Source organism: Streptomyces sp. NPDC056628 (assembly GCF_042792555.1).
GTDB lineage: Bacteria > Actinomycetota > Actinomycetes > Streptomycetales > Streptomycetaceae > Streptomyces.
This window is the reverse complement of the sequence record NZ_JBHTWG010000030.1, coordinates 37,592-55,360: the sequence shown is the minus strand read 5'-3', so window position 1 is coordinate 55,360 and position 17,769 is coordinate 37,592. Positions and strand designations below refer to the sequence as shown.

Below are 17,769 nucleotides of genomic sequence, written 5' to 3'. Positions count from 1 at the left end.
CCCCCAAACAGGACCGCGAGACAGACCTAACGGAGTCCTACTGATGGCCTGCGCCGTAGTCCGTCGTCGTATCGTGCATGAGTTCGACGGCAGCCTCGGGAGCCCCGTTCGACGACTCCTGTCGGCCCCGTCAGGCATCGCGAACGGTCGCCCGTTGCACCCATTGCCCACGCCGGCTCTCTCACGCACCGCACCTCACAGGTCGCGGTGAGTGAGGAAGGGCTGTCGATGGCAGGGGGCGGCATCCTGGAGGAAGAGGTGTGACGGTCGGAGAGGAGGCGTGATGCGAACCAGCGACGAGATCTACCACCGCATCCTCTGGGACCCGCGGTTCGACCCGGCCCGGTTCGTGCTGGGGATCAGCCAGCGCGGGGGTGCCGTCCAACGCATCCCCCTGACGTCCTTCGTGCCCGGCGGCGACATCCCTTGGCACCGGGTGATGTTCATCGAGGCGGACGGCTGGGTGGTCTGGGACAGGACCACGGGCGTGGACCGCATCGACGCCTCGGGCGCCGGCCGAGTGCGGGACCACAACGGCTGACCCCGCTCGGCTCGCTGCCCGACGGAATCCGCCGTGGAGGCGCGGTGAGCGCGCACCAGCCCGCTGGTGACGGCCGCGGTCACGATGCTGTCCCCCGCGCCGGTGGCCCTGCCCCCCACTCGCAGGTCCGGGACCGACGCTTGAGGGAAGCGTTCAAAGTACAACGGTTCTATTTCTGTACGCACCAGGGGCTGACACCAGGGTCCCGGGCCGCGATAACGTGCGCGCTCGGCCCGATCATCGTACTGACCAGGGACTGTTATGCCTGATCCCTCCATGCCGCCGGACGACCGGCCGGCGTCGCCCGTGACGCCCCGTGTGACGGCCGAGACGCCGGCCGCGTCCCTGAGACGGCGTCTGGTGCTGTCGTCCGTGCTGCCGCCGGGCGTGGTCGCCGTGACCGGTGCGGTGGCCACCGCGCTGGCCCGCGATGGCCACCTGGACCGGGCGTACCAGGGCGCGGCGTTCGGCGGCGTGGTACTCATCGGCACCATGGCGACCGCGATCGCGGGCATACGGGCTTCGGCGCAGGCACGAGCAGTCACCGAGCACTGGGCGGAGCTGTCCCGCGCAGCCGACCGAAACAGTGCCGAGCTGGCCGAGTTGACCCGTGCCACAGCCGAGGGCAGGGCCGAACTGGAGTCGCTGTGCCGTCGGTTGAGGGCGGGGGAGCGGCCTGTGCGGCGCCGGCCGGAACTCCCCCCGCAGACAGGCCCGGACGAACTCTCCCGCCTTGGATTCGAGATCGCTGTGGCCCGGCACGACGCGGAGGCAGCCCTGCTGGAGACCGCCGTCTCCGCGATCGGCGCGGAACACCACTTCCGGCTGGAACAGTTCGAGGTGTTCGCCAACCTGGCGCGCCGTCTGGAGTCCCTGGTGCACCGCGAGATCGGCCTGCTGGACACCCTGGAGAACGAGGTCGAGGACCCCGATCTGCTCAAGGGGCTGTTCCGGGTGGACCACCTGTCCACCCGGATCCGCCGCTACGCAGAGAACCTGGCCGTGCTCGGCGGCGCGAACACCCACCGCCAGTGGACCCGCCCCGTCGGCCTGACCGACGTGCTGCGCTCCGCCGTCGCCGAGATCGACCAGTACGCCCGGGTCAAACTGGTCCCGCCCGTCGAAGGATCGGTCAGCGGCCACGCCGTGATCGACGTCGTCCATCTGCTGGCCGAGCTGCTGGAGAACGCGACGGTCTTCTCCCCGCCCCACACCACCGTGCACGTGCGGGTGGAGCCCGTCGCCGCGGGGGTGGCGATCGAGGTCGAGGACCGGGGCCTGGGCATGTCCCCGGCCGAGCGCGGACAGATGAACACCGTGTTGAGTGCACCCGACAAGGTCGCGCTCGGCGAACTGCTGCAAGACGGCCGCATCGGCCTGTACGTGGTCTCCGTCCTGTCTCAGCGGCACGACATCGCCGTGCAATTGCAGAGCAACGTCTACGGCGGCACCCAGGCCGTCATGGTGCTGCCCCAGGCACTGCTCGGTCCGCAGCCGGCAGCTCCCGCTCCGGCGCACCACACCGCCCCTGCCCCTGACGCGGAGCCGCCCGACCTGGGGGAGGCCGAGGCGGTGGACCCCCGGGCGGCAGAGACGAGCGTCGGCGCGCATCCGAGCGGGTCCGATACCGGACCCGAGCCCGCCCCGGCCCGCTCCGACGGCGAGGACGACCGCCCGCAGCTGCCTCAGCGCCGCCGTCAGGACCATCCCGCCGAAGCGCCGCAGCCGGTCCGCGGCGCCGCTGCTGCCGAGGACATCGCGCACGACCCCGGCCTGATGGCCGCATTCCAGACCGGACTACGCAGGGCCGAGGAAGCGCAGACGCCCTGATGACCGAGGCCGCCCCGAAGGCCTCGAGGTCCGTGCAGCACAACGTTTCCTTCTGCCGAAGAGGAGTACACAGATCGTGGCGAGCGAAGATCTTTCCTGGCTGTTGACGGGTCTGGTGAACCGGGTGCCGCACACCCGAAGTGCGTTGTTGCTGTCCTCGGACGGGCTCGTGAAGGCAGCGGAGGGGCTTGACCAGGACGCCGCGGACCAGTTGGCCGCGCTCGCCAGTGGGCTGTACTCGCTGGCGCGCAGCGCGGGCCGACACTTCGACGACGGCGGTGACGTGCGACAGATCGTGACGGAACTCAGCTCCTCGCTGCTGTTCGTCTCGTCCGCCGGGCACGGCGCGGTGCTGGCGGTGCTGGCCGGACGCGATGCGGACGCGGCGGTACTGGGCTACGAGATGGGGATGATGGTGAAGAGCGTGCGTCCGCACCTGGCCACACCGCCCCGGCACCCGGTGGGGTGACGGATGACGCCGGTCCTCCCAGACGGACCGCAGCTCGACGAAGCGGCCGGACGGCTCGTCCGTCCCTACACCTTGAGCGACGGCCGGACCAGGGCCACGTCCCACTTCACACTGGTGACCACGGTGCGGGCCACCGGCGCACAGACACAGGGCGCCTACGGCCTGGAGCATGCGCAGGTCCTGGCGCTGTGCGAACAGCCGGTGAGCGTGGCCGAGGTCGCGGCCCGGATGCAGGTGCCCGCCGCCGTGGTCAAGGTACTGCTGTCCGATCTGGCCGAGGGAGGCGCGCTGGTCGCAGGTGACACGCGCCCGGCGCCCACGGGCCCCTGCGCACCACCTGATCCGGACCTCCTGGAAGCGATACGCGATGGCCTCCTCAAACGACTGTGACCCGCTGCCCGCCGACATCCTGCCGGTGGGCGTCAAGGTGCTGATCGCCGGCGGCTTCGGCGTGGGAAAGACCACCTTCGTCAACGCGCTCAGCGAGATCGAGCCGCTGAGCACCGAGGAGATGCTGACCGCCGTCAGCGCGGCCACGGACCGGCTGGACGGAGTGGAGAACAAGGCCACCACCACGGTGGCCTTGGACTTCGGCCGGATCACGCTCAGTCCCTCCCACGTCCTGTACCTGTTCGGCACGCCCGGGCAGGAGCGCTTCTGGTTCATGTGGGACGAACTCTCCGAGGGAGCGCTCGGAGCGGTGGTCCTCGCCGACACCCGCAGGCTGGAGCACTCCTTCGCGGCGGTGGACTTCTTCGAGCGGCGCGGCATCCCCTTCGTCGTCGCCGTCAACGAGTTCGACGGAGCTCACCGCTACCGCGCGCAGGAGGTGCGCACCGCGCTCGACCTCAGGCCGGAGGTGCCGGTGGTGCTGTGCGACGCCCGCGTCCAGAACTCGGGCATACGCGTGCTGCTCGACCTGGTTCAGCATCTGATGACGACAAGGAGTTCCCATGGCAGCGACACCGACCAACTCACCGTCCGGGCCTGAGGCCGGGATCGCCCTGCGCCATCTGCTCCTCCCCCCGGAGGATCCGCAGATGCGTGCCCGATCCGAGCGGCTGCGCGAGCTGGGCATCGAAGCTCGTCCGGATGCCGAACTCGACGCCTTCGCACGCGAGCTGGCACACCGTACCGGCGGCTGCTACGCCGGGGTCAACTTCTTCCTCGACGCGGACCGCCAGTACTTCGCAGGGCTGTACAGCGCCGCGCAGGACACCACGGCTCACATGGGGCCGCCGTTGCTGGAGGAACCCGTGCCCGGCCGCGTCATGCCCCGCGACATCGACATGGGCATCTGCCCCCACGTGGTCAAGCGCCGCCGGGCGCTGGTACTGGAGGACATCCGCGACTTCCCGCGGTTCGCCGGCAACCCGGTGGTCGATGCGATCGGCGTCCACTCCTACCTGGGCGCACCGCTGATAGACAGCACCGGCGTGGTGCTGGGCACGATCTGCGTGGTCGACCAGGACCCGCAGCCGTGGGGGCGCCAGGGGCTGGAAACCATCAAGGCCATGGCTGCCGAACTGGTCGAGCGGCTGGAGCAGTCGGCGAGCCGCCGCAGCTGACGGCACTGTCGGACACGCGGCCGCCCCACAGCGGCGCCTACGGTGTTGTTCCCCACCCTGGCCCGGGCGGCCGCGCTGAGCCGTGACTTCGACGGGATCGTCGCCGCGAACGCCCTGGTCGCGGTGGACGACGAGCACGACCCCGAAGGGGGCACCACCGCTTTCGGGCGGGCCCGCGTCGCCGCCCTGATGGCGCAGACGCGTGAGCACCTGGAAGAACTGGACCGGGCGCTGGAGCGACTCGAACGGGGACAGTACGGGCAGTGTGAAGGCTACGGTTGGACGATTCCGCCCGAGCGCTTGGAGATGTCCTCACCGGGCCGTTGGGCGACGGCAGCGAGGACGTCGGGACCAGGAGCTTCGGCGCCCGCGGTCTCGGGGAGATCGGCACGGTGGGCTCGGCGGCCGCGATCGGGAACGCCGTCTACAACGCCACGGGGATCCGGGTGCGCGACGTGCCGATCACCCTCGACAAGCTGATCGAGCACCTGTGATCGGTGAACCGTGCCTCCCCTGAATGGCCCGGTCACGGGGGTGCTACGGCCAGTCTGTGAGTGCGGCGCACGGCGGGCCAACCGATCGGACTCGGCGTGGCCGAACCGCTGTGGCTGGTTGCCGCGGGCGTCACGGCGTCAGATCGCTGGTCGCTGATCAACAGCATCTCGCGGCGGCGGGCGTGCCGTCACCCGTGCCCGGCGGTACGCACGAGATCCAGGAATCACACCGTTTCGGTCGCGCACACCTCAAGCGCGGGCGTCCGACCGTCCGGTCAGGTAAGCGAGAACGGCCGGCGCATCAGCCACTCGATGTCTCGAGGTGTCCACGCTCGCGGTGAAAGGCCCGTGCTGCTGCCCCCAGGGAGTGGCCTCGCCGACGTACTCGGAGATCTGCCAGCCGTTCTTACGGGACAGCGGAGCCGGCAGGCCGCGCACGCACGCCACCGGCCGTCGCCACAGATCGACGCGCAGGAAGGTCCAGGCGATGTCGAGCAGCAGGTCGTCGAGCTGATCACCGATTCCCTCAGCGCACTCCGGGTCCGTGACATCCGCCGGGAGGTCGCGCAACTACGCCTTCATACACGTCAGTTACCGGTCGCACGACCGGATGCCGCGGTCCTTGAGCTCAACGGACCACCTCCGCGCGAAGGACCGGACAGCCGCCTTCGACGCTGCGTACGCGCCGAACGCCTCCATTCCGCGGTGGCCGTCGAACCGACCAGGACGATCGACCCTCCGTCGTTGAACACGCACCTCAGGGGTGGATCGTCAGGCCCTGAATAACCCAGTCCACTTCCGCGACAGTTGAACCGACGACCTGACCTTTAGGAGTGAACCCATGTCACGCACACCCATCGACATCACCATCCCCGACCTCTCGGGAAAGCTCGCCGTCGTAACCGGCGCCAGCGACGGCATGGGTCTGGGGATGGCTGCACGCCTCGCGCAGGCAGGTGCAGAAGTGATCATGCCCGTGCGCAATCGACGCAAGGGGGAGACCGCGATCAATGTGATCCGGGACTCCGTGCCCGCTGCGAAGGTCTCACTGCGAGATCTCGACCTGTCGTCGCTCACGTCCGTTGCCGCACTCGGTGACACGTTGCGCGCAGAGGGGCGACCGATTCATCTCCTGATCAACAACGCGGGCGTCATGACCCCACCGGACCGGCAGACGACAGCCGACGGGTTCGAGCTGCAGTTCGGCACGAACCACCTGGGCCATTTCGCGCTCGTCGCGCACTTGATGCCGCTGCTGCGGGCCGGCCGCGCGCGGGTAACCTCGCAAGTGAGCATCGCCGCCAATCAGGGCTCCATCAACTGGGACGACCTGAACTGGGAACGCAGCTACGTCGGTGCGCGCGCCTACAGTCAGTCAAAGATCGCATTCGGGCTGTTCGGTCTGGAACTCGACCGACGCAGCTGCGCGGGCGGATGGGGTATCACCAGCAATCTCTCACATCCAGGACTCGCTCCGACGAGCCTGCTCGCGGCGCGCCCCGAACTGGGCCGCGACAAGGAGGTGGCAGGCCGAAGGATGATCCGTCTCCTGTCCGGGAAGGGCATCCTGGTCGGGACGGTCGAAACGGCGAAGCTGCCCGCGCTCATGGCCGCCACGGACCCCCATGCCAAGCCCGGGGGCTTCTACGGTCCCCGATGGCCTGGACGCGTCGGAGGGCCGCCCGCTGAGCAGAAGCTCTACTCGCGACTGCGCAGCACGGACGAGGCCGCACGCGTCTGGGAAGTCTCCGAGCAGCTGACGACGACGACCATCGGTGCCGTCTGAGAGAGGTCGGGACCCTGTCACCCTCGTCGGCGTGTGGGCGCAGCGACCAAGGCCTGCCCGGTGGCCGAACACCCTTCAGCCAATCGGGGGAGGACTCCCGCAACATCGAAACCTGGGCCGCACCGGCATCGAGGTCTGTCCGTTCGTGCTCGGCGCGATGATGTTCGCCAATCAGATGGGCAATGACCCGGACGAGTCGGGCAAGGGAATCCCCAAAGCGTAGGACGCGGGGGTCAACCAGGCAGGGCTGTCGATGCCCCATCTCGATATGGCGTGCGCGATCGCGCACCCCTGAGTCACCAGTGGCTGCTCGCCCTTCGCACGATGAAGCAGCTCGGCGGCCTTCTCGCGGGACTGCACCCTGTCTTGTCCGACGAGGTCCTGGAGCAGATCGCCCTGCCCGGCGTCGGCACTCGCGACCAGGCGTACGTGCCGCCGTCGATCGAGCAACCCGAACTGCGCCGCCCCCGGGTCGACGAGCCGTTCATCGTGTGAGACCGGTACGCCACCAGCCACCAGCCACCAGCCACCAGCCACCAGCCACCAGCCGAATGCCGCGAGAAAGGTTGGCAGCGGTGAAGTTGACCATCCGCCTTTGCCTTGCGGCCCGAGTACATCATGACGAAAGGGGCCACCGACATGGCCGATATCAGTGAGACGGACCTGCCAGACAACTGGGGCCGATGGGGAGCGGACGACGAACTCGGCACCCTCAACCTGATTACCGACGAGGTACGCACCAGAGCCGCCGCGGAGGCGCAGACTGGCCAGTGGGTGTCACTGGCACAGCCGATCACGCCGAGCGCGATGTTCTTCAGCCCGTTCTCGCCCGAGACGGTCGACGCATCGCCGGTGCAGCAGATGGTGTCCCACACCGGTGGACCAGTGGCAGCCGATCTGGCGGTGGTCTACAACCACCACTGGAAGTCGACGCACCTCGACGCGCTCGCACACTGGTCGACCGACGGCCAGGTCTATCCGGGCCGAGCGAGGGAGCAGGTGGTCACCCCCGTCGGGATCACGCACGCATCGACGGCTGCATTCGCCGCCGGGATAGTGACACGTGGAGTCCTGCTCGATCTGGCCGTCGAAGGACCACTTCCCCCCGGCTATGCAGTGACGTCACACGACTTCGAACAGGCCGAGAAGCGGCAGGGAGCCCAGGTGGGCTCTGGGGACGCACTGGTGGTCCGACTCGGCTGGACGGGTCGCGCGCCCCACGACACACCGAGCCCGGGAATCAGCATGGAGGCGGTGCGGTGGATGCACCGCCGAGGGGTTGCCGTCGTCGCCCCGGACAGGGGGGACGCGCATCCTCCCCTGAACCCGGCCGAACCCTCCCCCCTGCACGGGGTAGCGCTCGGCCGGATGGCGATGCCCCTGATCGACGTGCCCCAATTGGATGACCTCGCGGCGTTGTGCTCGCGGCTGAAGCGCTACAGCTTCCTGCTCACCGTCGCCCCGCCCCGCATCCACGGTCTGACCGGCGTACCAGTCAACCCCATCGCGATGTTCTGACCGAACGATCGCCAGCGCCTCTTTGAGATCCCCGGGCACTCTCGTGGGAGGACTTCGCCGTACGCCCGCCGACCCGCATCTTCACCAAGCCACTGGTCCTAGCGGGCGGAATCGAGCTCCAGCGCCTGGGCGGCAACCACGCGCCGGACTCCACGGTCGTGGCCGTCCCTGATGCCAGCGTGATGCTGCTCGGCGACTGCTTCTACGCGCCGCCGCTCCATCTACGCGCGGCAGGCCCCGGCGGCGAGGGGATCGATCTGCCGCAGATCACCGCCTAGGTGGCCGAGCGCCTCGACTGGCACGTCGACAGCTCTGGCGTTCACCGTTGGCCTGAGCACCCCTGGTGAGCCTCGAACACGGCATCGTCGAAGGCAATGCCCTCGCGTCGGGATCACGATTGAACCAGCGTCTGGTGCATGACGTCCCCGACGCAGCGCCGTCGGCTCACGGCGGACCTCCGACGTTCTGGGTCTGCCTCAACGCCACGATGGCTTCTGGGCCGACTGCTTGCCTGATGGGGGCTGCCGGTTCACGTCACGGGTAGTACGGCGTGTGCGTGATGGCGGAGATCTTGAGGTAGCGGGCGCCGTCGGCGGTGGCCCAGGTGGAGCTGTTCGGGTTGCCCGGCCAGTCACCACCGACCGCGATATTGGCGATGAAGTGCATGCCCGTCCCGACTGGTGTGCTGTACCAGGTGGTGCCCGTGAAGGCGCCGTCCACGGCGAAATCGATGTGGTCGGGAAACCAGCTGAACGAGTAGGTATGGAAGGCGTTCGTCCAGCCCGACGCGTTCGTCCTGGAGAACTGCTGCTGGGCGTTGCCCGCGTCGTGGGAGGTCTGATAGACGACGCTGGGGCTCTGACCCACGATCTCGGCTGCGTCGAACTCGGGCAGCCACGGATTCAGGTACGCCGCCCACACGGCCGGCAGCAGGCCTTGGCCGTTGGGCATGTTCGCGGTGAAGCTGTACGTGCCGTACCCGTAGAGTGCCGTGGACTCCACGCGGCCTGAGTAGTAGACCCCGCCCCCAGCGTTGTACGCCTTGATGATCAGCGTGCTGCCCTCGTACCAGACACAGTCCGGCGTGTACGTCTCCAGTTCGTTGTTCGCGGTCCACCTTCCGCTGATCTTCTTCCAGGAGGTAACCGTGACGGGCGCGCCCCAGGAGGCGGCCCGTGCGCTGGGCGCGCCCAGCATCAGCCCGGGCGGCACGGCCAGCGCGGCACCCAGGACGCGCCTGCGGCTCGGCCTCAGTGATATGTCGGTCATCTCAGCTCCATTGCTTGGATGAACGAAGGGGCTTGGGAGCGATCCCACGCCTCACTTGCCGCCGGACTGTAGGAGTCCGTTCACCGGTTGACAAGGTGCGTCGCACGGAACGGCGCATGCCTTTGGCAACTGAACGGCTTCGTGAGCTGGGCATGGCTTGCCCGCCATCCGTCGCGTGCACAGCCTGATTCGGCGACGCCGTATGCCACCGGCTCGTCGGGGGCCGGGCTCACGATGTGGTCTTCTCTTGTGCGTCTCGTTCGCGTGCCCGACAGGTGAGAGCCGTGCTCGCCCGTTCTGTTGGAACGCAAGTGGATTGACTGTGCGTCATCGGGGTCCAGGCGCCTTCCCACGCTCGCTGGAGGACGCGTAGGAGGCAGCCGTTGTGAGCGGGGCAGCCCCCTTCGGTGCGGGCGCAGACCATGCGCGAGGGGGTCGAACCGCGACTGCGCCGCGCCGACCTGTTAGCGCAACTTGTGGCCATGGGATTCGGCACGTGGTTCGCGCGGCGGACGAAGCGGTGAGGGCCGAGTCGGTCCGAGAGATCCCGGGCCTGCGGCGCGCAAAAACGCACCGCGAACGGAAGGTGAACTTCTACTTGCATGCAGATGTACAACCTTCCCCATCTTGCTCACGTCGAACGGGTGTACCGCGGCGCCGCCGCCTCGCGCAGCCTTCCGAAGAGGAAACCCTTGCCCATGTTGATCCGTTGGCTCTGTGCCGTGCTGCGTGTGCGGGGGGCGGCCGACTTGCTCCTCGTGCTTCTGTTCGGCACCGCTTTCGCGGCCCTGCCGGTGTTTGCCCTGATGCCGTCCCTGTGGGGCTTCGCCGCGGCCTCGGCCGTGACGTACGCGGCCGACGAGGCGCTGCACGTGCGGGCGCCCGCCTTCGTGCGCCGGCTGGCGGCGCTGCAGCTCGACCGCACCCTGCGCTTCGCCGTGCGGACGGCCCTGCTGCTCGTCCTGGCCCAGCGCATGGACGTACCGACCACCCTCCTGGTTACCGGGCTGGCCGCCTTCAGCCTGCACTTCGCACTCGTCATGCTGTACACCGCCGTGCACCACGCCGTGCGTCGCCGGCGCGAGCTGCCCATGGCCGTCCGCAATCTCGACATGAGCGCGGCGGGTATCCCGCAGAGCCCGCCCGCTCTGCTGTATCGCCGGTTTCTGCGCAAGCTGCTCCACCTCGATGTACCGGCCCACATAGGACTGCTGGCCGCGCTGGCCGCAGGGACCAGGTACCCGGCCGAGACCGGCTTCGCGCTCACGCCGGGGCTGTCCCTGGCCGCGGTGCTGACCATGCTGGGGCAGCTGCACCGGGCACGCCGGATGCCGGGACCGGACGAGGTGGTCTTCGAGGTCAACCGGCAACTGGCCGCATACCGGCCCGAGGTGGCGCTGTACTTCAGCTTCGCCTCGGTGTCGCGGGACTTCATGTACCAGGTCAACATGTGGATCGAGACCCTGGAACAGCTCGACCGGCGCGCGCTGATCATCCTGCGTGAGCACGCCTCGTTCCGATACCTGAGCCGCACCCGCCTTCCCGTGATCTGTGTCCCCAAGGCCGACGACCTGGCCAAGCTGGAACTGCCCCACGTCCGGGTCGTCCTCTACCCCGGCAACGCCGGGAAGAACGTGCACATGCTGCGGGTCGCCGAGGCCAAGCACGTCTTCATCGGCCACGGCGACAGCGACAAGCTCGCCAGCAGCAACCGGGTCAGCAAGGTCTACGACGAGATCTGGGTGGCCGGCCGCGCGGGCCGCGACCGGTACCAGCGGGTACGGCACGCCATCAGCGACCAGGCCATCGTCGAGGTGGGCCGCCCCCAACTGGCGCCGATCCGCCCGGCCGCCGAGCACACCCCGGCGAGTCCGCTGCCGACCGTCCTGTACGCCCCCACCTGGGAGGGCTGGAGCGACGACGACTGCCACACCTCCCTGATCCCGATGGGCGTACCCCTGGTCGAGCGGCTCCTCGCGGAGAACGTGCGGGTCCTCTACAAACCGCACCCTCTCACCGGCAAACGCTCGGCCGAGGCGGCCGCCGCCGACCGGGCCATCCGAGAGCTGCTGTACGCCGACAACGAACGCCGCGAGACCTCCCGGGCCGAAGCCGCCGCCCCACGCTTGAAGGAGTTGCGGACCCATCTGGGCGAGCTGACGGGCCGTCGCAGTGGCGATTACGCCCAGCAGACCCGCGACGCACAACTGCCGAACGACGACGGCGCGGGAGAATGGAACGCGCTGCATGCCGCCTGGCACGAGCTCCACTGGGAGAGCCAGGGGCTGGTCCGCCACCAGGTGATTACCGGGCAACTGCCCACGCTCTACGAGTGCTTCAACCAGGCGGACATGCTCATCAGTGACGTCTCCTCCGTTGTCGCCGACTTCGTGGCCAGCCTCAAGCCGTACGCCCTGACCAACGCCCAGGACCTGCCCGACGAAGACTTCCGGGCCGCGTACACCACCGCAGGCGGCGCCTACCTGCTCGACCGCGCCTGCACCCGGCTTCCGGAGATCCTGAGGTCGGTCCGCGCACCACGCCATGACCCGATGGAACCGCACCGCCGCACCCTCAAGGAGTACGTCCTCGGCCCGGACCGTCCCTTGTCCATCGAGCGGTTCAACGCCGCCGTCAACGCCCTGGCCGAGAAGGCGACGGCGGAACGGGCCGAACACGACGCGGACCGACGCCACGACGTCGTGATCCCCTTCCAGCGTGCTGGCACGGACAGCACACATGAGCCGGAGAGCGAAACGGCAGCCCGGGAGGCGCTTGAGGCGGCCGCACGCCTGCAGCCGGGTGGAGGCTCAGGAAGGGGGGCGGCCGACGGTGTGCCGATGTCTGGTGCGGTGACGGAAGCCTGTGGTGCCCCGCCTCCTGAGTGAGGTAACCGTCCAGCGTGCGGGAATGGCGGCCGTGACTGGTGGACAGGGCTGATCACACGCTCGCTCCCGATGAAGTCTCGTCCCTGTCGCCCAGGAAACCTCTACACGGAGGGACTCTCTGTGGGCGGGGACGGAACCGTTTCCGCCGTGGTCGCCGGAACGTGCCCGGCAGAGATACGTTCCTTGCGCCACGGCAGGAGCAGTGCGCTCGCCATGCACAGCAAGCTGGCGATGAGCAGTGCGTCACGTACGCCCGCTGCGGCTGCGACAAGACCACCGGCGATCATGAAGGCGGCCTGGCACGTCTTCGCGCCGACGGACCAGGAGGTGCCGACGCGGGACATGAAGGCGTCCGGTGTGGCCGCCATGCGGTAGGTGGTGAACGACGGGTTGAAGACTCCGGCGGAGAAGAGCAGGCCGAAGTCGGCGGCCACGATGAGGAACAGGCCGGGGGCACCGGAGGGTGTCAGTGGCAGCAGGACCGTCCACAGTGTGCGTGCGGCACCGGACAGCAGCAGGATGCGGCGCTGTCCGAATCGCCGGGTGAGCAGCGGAGTCACGCGTGAGCCCAGTACGCTGCCCAGGCACGGCAGTCCCAGAGCGAGTCCGTACTGCCACGGTGCCAGGCCGAGGTCATCCAGCATGAGGACGGCCATCAGGGGTGAGGTCATCATGACGGATCCGCCGAAGAGCAGCGCGTTGAAGAACAGCGGCCGCAGTCCTGGGTGCCGCAGGAGGTACTGCCAGCCGGCAGCGATGTCACGGCCCAGGTGAGATGTGGCGGCGCGTGCTGGTGGTGCGGGTTCTGGCTGCCGGATGCGTCGGATGCCCAGGGCTGATCCGAGGAAGGACAGTGCGTCGGCCACCATCGTGGCGGCCGCGCCCAGTGCCCCGATGAGAAGCCCGCCCACGGGTGGGCCGGCGCTGGCGTTGATCCAGTTGGTGGTCTCAAGCAGGCTGTTGGCACGAAGGCGGTGCTCGGGCAGGACCAGTGCCTTCAGATGCGCCCCACTCGCCGCGTCGAACGCGACGGACGCCGCCGTCTGGAGGACGCCGACGGCACACAACTGGATGAAGGTGAGACTGTCGAAGGCCATGGCGACCGGAATGCTCGCCAGGAACACGCAGCGGGCCAGATCGGCGGTGATCATTACCGGCCGCTTGTATTGGTGCTCGACACGCACACCGAGCGGCAGAGCGATCACCGCACTGGCCACTGCGGACAACGCAGCGAGCAAAGAGACCTGGAACGCCGAGGAATCCAGCACCAGGAGGGCGATCAGCGGCAACGCCCCCATGCCGACGGCACTGCCCGCTGCGCTGACCGCGTAGGCACTCCACAGCCGTCGGAAGTCCTGCCCGAGCGTGCTCCGCCGTACCAACCGAACCCTCCCGAGTGCGACGGCGCTCAGCGTAGTGAATCGGACCAAGCACCAGGTCACCACACTTGGTTGGTCGGAGGTTCCAAGATCGCCAAGATCGCTGCCCAGTCCTATCGTTGTCTCATGCGCGCACACCCCATCGACCGACCGTCCGACCTGGACGAGGTTCGTGAGTCCTATGACCGTGTGGCCGACAACTACGCCCACATGGTGGTGACGACGGGAGTCGGCGACATCCGCCGCCATCCATGGCTCAAGGCATCGATCGACGCCTTCGCCGACACTGTGAGTGGGCTGGGGCCTGTCCTCGACGTCGGCTGCGGCCCCGGAACGGTGACTGCCTACCTCGCCGAACGTGGACTCGACGTGTCCGGGGTGGATCTTTCTCCTCGCATGATCGAGCACGCGCGCCGACTGCATCCGCAATGCCGTTTCAGCGTGGCTTCGGTGACCGACCTTGACCTTGCCGAAGCGTCACTCGGCGGCGTGCTCGGATGGTGGTCTCTGTTCAACCTTCCCCGCGACGTTCTCCCCCAGGTCCTCGCCCTGTTCTCACGCGCGTTGAAGCCAGGCGGACACCTCATCACCGCCACGCACGTCGGCGACGAAGACGTGGTGCGCACCGAGGCATACGGAGGCGTACCCGTGCGCTGGACGACCCACAAATGGCAGCCAGAACACCTGGTGGGCCTGATTGAAGAGGCCGGCCTGCACCCGGTCGCCGAACTTCGGCTCCCTCCCGAGGAATACAGCGGGCCGGGCCTAGTCATCATGGCCAAGCGTCCCGGCTGACGATCGAGCGTCGGAAGCGGCACTGGAGTTGCTGCACTGGAACGCGCCATCAGACGCCTACCGCCATCCTCCGTTGCGAAGCACAAGGTCTGGGTGTGAGGCAGACGGTAGGCACAGCCCGCCGTATCGGTAGCACGGAGCCACCTGTCGAGCCCGCCCGCACGTTGTCCAGGATGAGCCTCATTCAACCTCTGACGGGCCGTATGAGAACTTGTATCCGGCGAAGTCGGCAACGTGGACATACCCAATGCGTTGGTAGAGGGCGTTGCTCGTGGGGTTGTCCGGGTCGGTAAACAGGACTACGTCCGTTGCCCCCGCAGCGAGCGCGCTCCTGCTCGCTTCGACCGTCACAGCTCCCGCGTAGCCGTGTCCGCGGAGGTGGGCAGGGGTGTAGACGGGGTCGATCCGGACCATGCCGCCGGTGACCGAGGTCGCGGCTGCCATCGAGACGGGGGTGCCCTCATGGGTTTCCCAGAAGGTGAAGTGCCTGTCGCCGAAACGCGAGTCGTCCCATGCACCGGCGTCGATCAACTCGATGGAGTGCTGCTCCCCGACATCGACACAGAACTCACGGCACCAGCGCACGACTTGCTCACGGTCCTTACTCTCGGTGGGGCGCCCTTGGCCTTTCGGTCGCGGCTGTGGTGGGGTGAGCGTGCCGAGACGGTAAAGGTGCGTCCTCCAGAACCTCTCCGGGGCCGCGCCTGAGTGCTGCTGCCATGACGCGGCGAAGGCGTCGGCGGTATCCTGGTCCGCGATGACGTGGGCGGGTGAGTAGCCGAGGTCGGCCAGGTATGCAGCCAGGGCGTCAGTCTGTGCGACGGAGAGAGGCGTGAGGCCAAGGCGTCCTCGGGGAGTGAGATAGAAGATCGCGCGAACTTCGCCTTGTGATGTCAGCCAGCCGAACACGGCGGTTTGCTCGTCGTGATCAGCCGCCCTCTGCATCCGCAGTTTCTCGATGTCCGTCAGCGGCGTGTTGTGCAGGGCGGCACGTGAGGACAGGAAGTCCCCGGCTTGAGCGCGGAAGTCGTCGACGTCTTGAGTGAGGTGCCAGTCATCCAGGGGCATGGTTCATGATCCCGGACGGCCCCGGCCAGTCGGCGGCTGTTCCACGTCCCGGACACACCCGATGTCGACGGCCTTTTGTTCCAGTACGGGACCCCCACGCCTCCCGACGTCCGGCACCGCACCGCCGAACGCCGCAGCTGCCCAACGCTGCACCCGCCTCGGGCTGTGCGACGTCGGGGAAGCGATATCGAAAAGCCCCCGATCGCTCATCGCCCCACTTGAACCGTGCGATCGACTACCGTGAGCGGCCATCCGCCCGGACTGGGGGCGTCGCAGACGACGGCGGCTATCTCGAGCGCCCGCTGCTCGGTGTTTCGCCGCCCTCGATCCATGCATAAGAGGGCAAGCGCAGCGCGGTGGGTGCCGCCAGGACGACCGTGCACATGGTTGCCGCGGTGGCGACGATGGCCGAGACGGTGAACGGCCGCGCCATCTGGCTGTCAGCTCCTCTCCGCAGCCGGTGACCGCTGTGGAGAGGAGCGCGTGTCAGGAGGACTCGGAGGTCGAGGCCAGTGACGTGAGGTGCTTGCGCCAGGCAGTGCTCACGCTGGGCGGGATCTTCGTGGTCAGGCCCTCTTCCTTGGTGAAGGCGAGGCCTTCGCTAGAGGCGCCGCCACCGCAGCCGTCGGACTGGTGGGTCAGCTTGACGTCGGTGGACGCGTCGATCTCTGGATGGGTGCTCCCCTTGGGAGTGACGCGGAAGCGGACTGTGCCGAGGTGCTCATCCACGTCGTCGGGAAGGCGCAGGCTGAGCTGGGTGATGTCCTCCTGTTCCAAGTGGCCCTTGCCGCATCTGCCTCCCGCGCAGAGCTCGTAGGAGGCGCCGGCGAGGTCGGTGTAGCCCCGCTGGAGGAACATCACGCCGACCTGCGAGACGACGCCCACTCCGGCGCACGGCTTGGAGCTGCTGCACGCCGACGCGGTCATCGCCACGACGGACACAGCGGCGAGGACTGTGAGTCTCACCGTTCGTTTCACCACTTCTTGACCCCTCCGGGAAGCGCCTTTTGGGCCAGAGCAATGTCCGTGAAGAACACCGTGCACTTGCCGTCCCTGCTGTCACTGCACTCGCCGTTGTCACTCACCGAGTCACAGCCGCTAGAGATGATGCCCTCGGCGTTGACGTGTCCGGTGACTCCGGCGGTCCCGTCTACACCGTGAAGGCGAATGGACTCGCCGCCCGGTACCAGGCCGGACTCCACCTCGCGGCGCTCGTCCTCTGGCTCCGCGAACCTGCCCGCTGATCCTTACCAGCGGACTGTACTCAGCCCGTTACCGAGATCCGTCACCTCGGCTCCAGCAAGAACAGCCGGGACGGCGCTGAGCCGGTCCGTCCGGAAGTGCACTCGGTCCGGGCGCGGGCCCATCGGTAGTCGGCCATACAGGACCAGCGCGTCGTCGTCCTCGTCCGCTGTTTCGCCGCCCAGATCGATGAGCAGCGCAACAGTCCTGTCCAACTCCCTCTGGACCAGTCGCTGAACCGCATCGGTGGCTTGCTCACGCTCGTTCTCGGTCAACCCGCCGAGTACGAAGGTGAGGACCTGGGTGTCCGGCGTCGCGTACCTGACATCGCACACCACGTCAGTGTCAGCCGACAGCCGGAACTGCAAGCAGAGCGGTCCGACAGACAGGCAAACAAGGTCCAGAATTCGCCCGACAGGAAGCTTCACCTGTTCCCCCTCGACGTCCAACAGCATCCCGCAGCCCAGCACCGGGTGTTCGACGGTCAGCCCGGACTGGGCCAAGAGGTCGGTGACCGAGCGGAACTCGGACTCGTCCATCCGGCCCTCGCGGTACCAGGACAGATAGGTCTCCCACACCGCTGACACTCCTCTTCGTCATGGCCGGCCACGGGGGAGATGTGACGCCCCATGACGGTGGCCACCCTCCTCGGCAAGCATGCGGCATTCTCAGCCCGCGAGTGATCATTTATCAGACAGACCTAGCACCGCCCGCGCGGTGCGGCCGTGAAGCACAGCACCCAGGTGAACCGGCGATGACCTTCAGCGCGGGACGGCAGGAGCGCCTTCACTCGGGCAGTGAGCTTCCCGCAGCGTTGTCATGCCGACCTGCCGTCGGAGTGAACGCCGGCGGACAAGTGCTTACTGTGAGGGCCGAGGGACTGATTCATGGTCACGCCCTGACCGTCCCGATGCTGTTCGGT

The 17,769-nt window shown here is 68.1% G+C and carries 17 protein-coding genes and 3 pseudogenes; 13 read left to right on the top strand and 7 right to left on the bottom strand.

Going from position 1 to position 17,769, the window contains the following annotated elements; translation table 11 throughout:
- Positions 1–283: 283 nt before the first annotated feature.
- The 8 genes and pseudogenes from ACFRAC_RS28305 to ACFRAC_RS28270 form a co-directional block, all read left to right on the top strand.
- Positions 284–526 (top strand): annotated as a pseudogene (locus ACFRAC_RS28305) (DUF504 domain-containing protein); the annotation flags it as partial.
- A gap of 276 nt (positions 527–802) precedes the next feature.
- A complete protein-coding gene (locus ACFRAC_RS28300) occupies positions 803–2,371 on the top strand; it encodes a sensor histidine kinase (protein WP_382932922.1) in 1,569 nt (522 codons plus the stop codon).
- Between the two features lie 76 nt (positions 2,372–2,447).
- The gene (locus ACFRAC_RS28295) at positions 2,448–2,840 is read left to right on the top strand and encodes a roadblock/LC7 domain-containing protein (protein ID WP_382932916.1); all 393 of its coding nucleotides are present in this window, start codon (positions 2,448–2,450) and stop codon (positions 2,838–2,840) included.
- 3 nt (positions 2,841–2,843) lie between these two features.
- Positions 2,844–3,230 carry a DUF742 domain-containing protein gene (locus tag ACFRAC_RS28290; RefSeq protein WP_382932911.1) on the top strand — a complete coding sequence of 129 codons (387 nt, stop codon included), beginning with the start codon at positions 2,844–2,846 and terminating at the stop codon, positions 3,228–3,230.
- Positions 3,208–3,831, top strand: a complete 624-nt coding sequence (locus ACFRAC_RS28285; protein ID WP_361354334.1) for an ATP/GTP-binding protein — start codon at positions 3,208–3,210, stop codon at positions 3,829–3,831. The genes ACFRAC_RS28290 and ACFRAC_RS28285 overlap by 23 nt, the downstream gene beginning before the upstream one ends.
- Positions 3,794–4,408 carry a GAF domain-containing protein gene (locus ACFRAC_RS28280; RefSeq protein WP_382932901.1) on the top strand — a complete coding sequence of 205 codons (615 nt, stop codon included), beginning with the start codon at positions 3,794–3,796 and terminating at the stop codon, positions 4,406–4,408. Before ACFRAC_RS28285 ends, ACFRAC_RS28280 begins: the two co-directional genes overlap by 38 nt.
- A 42-nt stretch (positions 4,409–4,450) precedes the next feature.
- Positions 4,451–4,717, top strand: a pseudogene (locus ACFRAC_RS28275) (TraR/DksA family transcriptional regulator); the annotation flags it as partial.
- Positions 4,718–4,731: 14 nt separating this feature from the next.
- Positions 4,732–4,902: a hypothetical protein gene (locus ACFRAC_RS28270; protein ID WP_382933151.1), complete on the top strand. Its 171-nt coding sequence runs from the start codon at positions 4,732–4,734 to the stop codon at positions 4,900–4,902.
- 249 nt (positions 4,903–5,151) lie between these two features.
- Here the strand turns inward: ACFRAC_RS28270 and ACFRAC_RS28265 are convergent, their stop codons facing one another.
- A complete protein-coding gene (locus ACFRAC_RS28265) occupies positions 5,152–5,472 on the bottom strand; it encodes a hypothetical protein (RefSeq protein WP_382932899.1) in 321 nt (106 codons plus the stop codon).
- Positions 5,473–5,508: 36 nt separating this feature from the next.
- A pseudogene (locus ACFRAC_RS28260) lies at positions 5,509–5,654 on the bottom strand (SDR family NAD(P)-dependent oxidoreductase); the annotation flags it as partial.
- An 89-nt stretch (positions 5,655–5,743) separates the two neighbouring features.
- On the opposite strand from ACFRAC_RS28260, the gene ACFRAC_RS28255 reads away from it, so the two are divergent.
- The 3 genes from ACFRAC_RS28255 to ACFRAC_RS28245 all read left to right on the top strand — a co-directional run bounded on the left by ACFRAC_RS28255 (position 5,744) and on the right by ACFRAC_RS28245 (position 8,206).
- On the top strand, positions 5,744–6,688 hold the full coding sequence (locus tag ACFRAC_RS28255) for an SDR family oxidoreductase (RefSeq protein WP_382932896.1): 945 nt from the start codon (positions 5,744–5,746) through the stop codon (positions 6,686–6,688).
- A 273-nt stretch (positions 6,689–6,961) separates the two neighbouring features.
- Complete coding sequence (locus ACFRAC_RS28250; protein ID WP_382932892.1) at positions 6,962–7,183, top strand: hypothetical protein; 222 nt, start codon at positions 6,962–6,964, stop codon at positions 7,181–7,183.
- Between the two features lie 144 nt (positions 7,184–7,327).
- Positions 7,328–8,206, top strand: coding sequence for a cyclase family protein (locus ACFRAC_RS28245; RefSeq protein WP_382932889.1), 879 nt, complete (start codon positions 7,328–7,330; stop codon positions 8,204–8,206).
- A 534-nt stretch (positions 8,207–8,740) separates the two neighbouring features.
- On the opposite strand, the gene ACFRAC_RS28240 is transcribed toward ACFRAC_RS28245, so the two are convergent.
- Entirely contained in the window at positions 8,741–9,475 is a 735-nt protein-coding gene (locus tag ACFRAC_RS28240; protein WP_382932884.1) for a family 16 glycosylhydrolase, read from the bottom strand.
- A 758-nt stretch (positions 9,476–10,233) separates the two neighbouring features.
- On the opposite strand from ACFRAC_RS28240, the gene ACFRAC_RS28235 reads away from it, so the two are divergent.
- Complete coding sequence (locus ACFRAC_RS28235) at positions 10,234–12,363, top strand: hypothetical protein (protein ID WP_382933130.1); 2,130 nt, start codon at positions 10,234–10,236, stop codon at positions 12,361–12,363.
- A 101-nt stretch (positions 12,364–12,464) separates the two neighbouring features.
- On the opposite strand, the gene ACFRAC_RS28230 is transcribed toward ACFRAC_RS28235, so the two are convergent.
- Positions 12,465–13,745 carry an MFS transporter gene (locus tag ACFRAC_RS28230; protein WP_382933126.1) on the bottom strand — a complete coding sequence of 427 codons (1,281 nt, stop codon included), beginning with the start codon at positions 13,743–13,745 and terminating at the stop codon, positions 12,465–12,467.
- 123 nt (positions 13,746–13,868) lie between these two features.
- Here ACFRAC_RS28230 and ACFRAC_RS28225 point away from each other — a divergent pair, with 123 nt between their 5' ends.
- On the top strand, positions 13,869–14,537 hold the full coding sequence (locus ACFRAC_RS28225; protein ID WP_382932881.1) for a class I SAM-dependent methyltransferase: 669 nt from the start codon (positions 13,869–13,871) through the stop codon (positions 14,535–14,537).
- 180 nt (positions 14,538–14,717) lie between these two features.
- Here the strand turns inward: ACFRAC_RS28225 and ACFRAC_RS28220 are convergent, their stop codons facing one another.
- The 3 genes from ACFRAC_RS28220 to ACFRAC_RS28210 form a co-directional block, all read right to left on the bottom strand.
- Entirely contained in the window at positions 14,718–15,605 is an 888-nt protein-coding gene (locus ACFRAC_RS28220) for a GNAT family N-acetyltransferase (RefSeq protein WP_382932875.1), read from the bottom strand.
- Between the two features lie 486 nt (positions 15,606–16,091).
- Entirely contained in the window at positions 16,092–16,571 is a 480-nt protein-coding gene (locus ACFRAC_RS28215) for a hypothetical protein (protein WP_382932869.1), read from the bottom strand.
- Positions 16,572–16,852: 281 nt separating this feature from the next.
- On the bottom strand, positions 16,853–17,425 hold the full coding sequence (locus ACFRAC_RS28210; RefSeq protein WP_382932864.1) for a hypothetical protein: 573 nt from the start codon (positions 17,423–17,425) through the stop codon (positions 16,853–16,855).
- Positions 17,426–17,769: the final 344 nt, after the last annotated feature.